The 4,696-nt window shown below is 74.2% G+C and carries 2 protein-coding genes; both read right to left on the bottom strand.

Features of this window, described 5'->3' with window-relative positions:
• The coding region (locus ACFWM7_RS33740; protein WP_383268175.1) for a hypothetical protein at positions 1-973 on the bottom strand (973 nt) is incomplete at its 3' end.
• Positions 970-4,467: a DNA polymerase III subunit alpha gene (dnaE, locus tag ACFWM7_RS33745; RefSeq protein WP_383268178.1), complete on the bottom strand. Its 3,498-nt coding sequence runs from the start codon at positions 4,465-4,467 to the stop codon at positions 970-972. The genes ACFWM7_RS33740 and dnaE, both read right to left, overlap by 4 nt.
• Positions 4,468-4,696: the final 229 nt, after the last annotated feature.

Here is a 4,696-nt window from a genome sequence, read left to right on the forward strand (position 1 = left end):
TCGCGGGCCGTACCGCGCCCGGGCCGAAGCGGGCGCGGGCGCGGTCGGCCGCGGCCTCGATGCGGCGGGACCGGTCGTCGTCGGGGCCGAAGGTCAACTGCCGGGAGGCGGACGCGGCGTCGCCGAGTTCGCCCGCGCGCAGGACGAAGGTGCGGACCCGGGCCCGCTGGAGCCCCAGGGAGCCGTGCAGCGCGTGGGCGGCGGCGCGGAGCCGGGGGGTGTGCGCGGTGGCCTCGGACAGGGTGCGGCTGCGGATGATCGACGAGTGCCCCGTACGGTCGGCGTACAGGACGGTCAGGGTCAGTGCCCGGCAGGTCTGCCGCTCGTCGCGGAGCTGGGCGCCGAGTTGTTCGGTCAGGTGGGTCAGGGCGGCCCGCTGGCGGGCGGCGTCGGACTCGTCGCGGCCGAAGCGGTGTTCGGCGTCGACCGTGCGGGGCGGGGCGCCGGGAGCGACGCGGGTGGGGTCGATTCCGGCCGCGTGCTCGCGGAGCGTACGCCCGGGGGACGCGCCGAGGATGCGCTGGAGGGTGAGCAGCGGGGTGGCGGCGATCCGGTCGGCGGTGCGCAGGCCGTACGAGGCCAGGGTGCGGGCGGTGGCCGGGCCGACGCCGGGCAGCGCGGTGACGGGGAGCCCGGTGAGGAACCGGGTGACGGCCTCGGGGTCGTCCGGGACCGTGCGGATGGCGCCGGGCTCCCCCCGGTGGGCGGCGAGCCGGGCGAGGAGCGGGTTGGGGCCGATGCCGACCGTCACGTCGAGGCCGTGGAGCGCGGCCGCGCGCATCCGGATCAGGGCCGCGAGCCCGGCGGCGTCGCGGTCGAAGTAGCGGGTGCTTCCGGACACGTCGGCGAGGGCCGCGTCCGGGGGCAGGGCCTGGGCGACGGGGGTGAACTCGCCGACCATGTCCAGGAGTCGGCGGTAGGCGGGGTCCGGCTGCGGGTCGCCGAAGTGGAGGTAGAGGATCATCCCGGTCATCCCGCGCTTCCGGGGCTCGCGTGGTGGAAGGACCGTCCGTCGAGCGCGTCGAGGGCGGGCAGACCGGCGGAGGCGGGGGTGCCGGGCGGCTGGAGGTCGGCCCAGGGGTGCAGGGCGTAGCCGTTCGGCTGGGTGAGGGTGCGGCGCGGTGCGGCCCGGCGGGGGGTGGGCCCGGGGCGGGTGAGACGGTCGGCGACGGCGGCGGGGCCGCCCTCGCGGTACAGGTCGATCAGCTCGGCCAGGTTCCAGGCGGCCGTGCCGGTGATGCTGAAGGCGCGCGGCGGGCGTCGGGCGAGGGTGCCGCGGACGAGCAGCAGGCTGCTGTGGAACACCGTGTGGGCGCAACGCCCGTGGCTGTCCTCGAAGAACGCCAGGTCGGACAGGCCGGTGGGGTCGTCCAGGGTGGCGAAGATGACGCGCTTGCCGGAGCGGATCGGCGGGGTCTGGGTGGCGACCTTGACACCGGCGACGAGCACGGTGGTGCCGTGCCGGAGGCCCGGCAGATCAGCGGCGGGGGTCGCGCCGATGTCGGCGAGCAGGGAGCGGTGCTCGTCGAGGAGGTGGTGGGAGATGTCCATGCCGAGCACGTCGAGTTCGGCGGCGAGCTGTTCGGACGCGTTCATGACCGGCAGGCCCGTGTCGGTGACGGCGTCGCCCTCCGCCTCGTAGCAGGTGTCCTGCGCGCTTTCCGTGTTCCCCGCGCTCCCCACGCCCGCCATGGGGAGCTGGCCGGCGGCGGATCCACTGGCGCCGCGCCCCGAGCGGTGCAGCTCGGCGACCTTCAGCAGCAGCTCGCGGCGGGATCCGAACGTGCTCAACGCGCCGACCCGGGCGAGGCGTTCGGCCAGCGGGCGGCTGGGCCGGGCACGCTCCCAGAAGTCCTCGACCGAGGCGTACGGCTGTCCGGCCGTGATGCGCCCGCTCTCGGCCTCGGTGATGCCGCGGACCTGCGAGAGGCCGATCCGCACCCCCCACTTACCAGACACCAGTTCGATTATATGTGCGGCCTGGGAATGGTTGACGTCGGGCAGCAGCAACGGCACTCCGTGACGCCGGGCGTCCGCCGCCAGGACCCGCTTGTGGTACATCCCCGGGTCGTGCGTGAGCAGCCCCGCGAGCAGGGCGGCCATCCGGTGGGCCTTGAGCCAGCTCGACTGGTAGGCGGGCTGCGCGAAGGCCGCGGCGTGCGCCTTGGCGAAGCCGAAGCTGCCGAAGTTCTCCAGGATCTTCCACACGTCCCGTACGACCTGGACCGAGTAGCCGCGCCCGCGCGCCTGATCGGCAAACCAGGCCCGGACCCGGCCCGCCCGCTCGGGGACGGACAGGGCACGGCGCGCCTCGTCCGCCATACCCCGGTCACAGCCGGTCATCTTCGCCATGATCTTGATCACCTGCTCGTGATAGACCACCTGCCCCTCGGTCTCCGCCAGGATCGGCTTCAGGTCGCGGTGCACGTAACGGGTTCCGCCCCCGCTTTCCCGGGCCTTGATCAACGGCTCCACCATGGCGGCCGCGACGGGTCCGGGCCGGAACAGGCTGATGTCGAGCGCCAGGTCGCCGAACGACCGCGGCCGCAGGTTCCGCACCAGCTCCCGCTGGCCCGGACTCTCCAGCTGGAAGGTGCCCATGGTGTCCCCGCAGGAGATCAGGTCGTACGTGGCGGGGTCGTCCGGCGGCACCTGTGCGGGATCGTCCAGGTCGAGGGGTTCGCCGGTGACGCGTTCGATCTCGGCGGCCGCGTGCGCGAGCGCCGACTGCATCCGTACGCCGATGACGTCGATCTTCGGGTGCCCGGTGTCCTCGATGTCCTCCTTGTCGAACTGGGACATGGCGATGTTCTCGACGGTGGTCGGCGCCATCGGGGTGCGCTCCAGCAGCCCGGCGTTGGAGACGAGCAGCCCGCACGGGTGCATCGCCGCCTCGAACGGCAGCTCGTCGAGTGCCTCCACCAGCTCCCAGAGCCGGCCGTGGTCCTCGGCGGCGACCTCACGCAGCTCCGGCAGCTCGGCGAGCGCGGCAGTCACGTCCTTGGCCCGGATGTGCGGGAACGCCTTGCCCAGGCGGGCCGCCCGGTCCGGGGCCATGCCGCGGGCACGGGCCACGACCTCGATCGCCCCGCGCGCCCGGTACGTCTTGTAGACGGCGAGCGTCGCCACCCGGTCGGCCCCGAACCGCTCCCGCACCGCCTGGTAGACCTCCAGGCGGCGGGCCGACTCGACGTCCAGGTCGATGTCGGGCAGGGCCGAGCGGTGCGCGGACAGGAAGCGCTCCATCACCAGGCCGTGCGCCACCGGATCGACCGGGCTGATCTCCAGCAGATGCGTGACCAGCGAGCCCACGCCCGACCCACGCGCGGCCACGCGGACGCCGAGCCGCTGGGCCTGTGCCGCGACCTCGGCGACGGTCAGGAAGTACCCGGCGAAACCGTGCCCGGCGATGATCCGCAACTCGTCCTCCAGCCGGTCCCAGCGCGTCCCCTCCCGGTGGTAGCCGCGGCTCAGCATGCCCGCCGCGCACCGGTCCGCGAGCGCCCGGTCCGCCGACCCGGCGCTCACTCCGACGAGCTCGGGCTCCGGGAGGTTCAGCCGGCCGAGCCCGAACGCGTCGCCCGGATCGACGACGCACGCCTCGGCCGTCTCCTCGGTCGCCGCGAGCAGCCGCCGCGCGTCCCCGCTCCGGCCGCCCACGGCCTCCGCGATCCGTCCGGCGATCCGTTCCATCTCGCCGGCGTCCTTCAGCCACCGCTGCCCACTGTCGAGCCGGGACGCGTCACGGGCGTCGATCGGCACCAGGAGGCGGGCGGAGTCCAGGATGTCGGCGACCTCGCCCCGGTCCGGGTCGGCGTAGCGCACGGCGTTGCTCAGTACGGGAACCACCTGCTGCTCGGCGGCGAAGCCCGCCATGCGCGCGGCCAGCCGCAGCGATCCCGGCCCGGTGCCGGGCCGCCCGTGCCAGGACGTCTCGATGCGCAACGACCGGCCGAACCGTGTCCGCCAGGGGCCCAGCAGGGTCGCGGCCCGGTCCGGCCGCCCCGAGGCCAGGGCCTGCCCCACCTCGGAGTCCGCCCCGAGGAGCACGAACAGCTCGTCCTCCGGGCAGGACAGATCCTCCCAGGTGACGCCCTGGTCCGACGCGGCCGACACCAGTCGGCACAGCTCGGCCCAGCCGCGTGCGGTCCGGGCCAGGAACACCGCACGCTGCGGCGCCTCCGCGACGAACGCCCCACCCCGGGAGGGGGTGGTCCGCTGCCGTTTCGCCGTCGCCGGTCCGGCCGCCGGCCCACCGGGCACCGCCAGGTCGACGCCGAACAGCGGCCGGACCCCGGCCCCCGCACACGCCTTGGCGAAGCGCACCGCGCCCGCCAGGGAGTCCCGGTCGGTCAGCGCCAGGGCATCGAGGCCCCGCTCGGCGGCCCGCTCGGCCAGCGCGTGCGGGTGGCTGGCGCCGTACCGCAGCGAATAGCCGCTCGCCGCACGGAGGTGCGTAAACGACATACACACCTCCTGTTACCCATGACCCCCCTTTTTCCGTGGTCCGTGTCGTCCCGATTCATCCGGACCGGGAGAAGCACTCTAACCCCATGTTCGCATATTCGTTCGAATCGAGGGTGGACGGGAAAAGCAGTGGACAAAAGTCACACGAGCGACAGACCGGCCCGCGTGGAACCACTGCCCGTGGACAGGCAGCAGACATGGGGCGGGGCCGGAGAGATCTCTCCGGCCC

The sequence above is a fragment of the Streptomyces sp. NPDC058375 genome (genome assembly GCF_042723425.1).
Lineage (GTDB): Bacteria > Actinomycetota > Actinomycetes > Streptomycetales > Streptomycetaceae > Streptomyces > Streptomyces durocortorensis.

Coding starts and splice junctions, on each gene's coding strand:
- dnaE (WP_383268178.1), bottom strand. CDS start 4,467: ATGTCGTTTACGCACCTCCGTGCGGCGAGCGGCTATTCGCTGCGGTAC.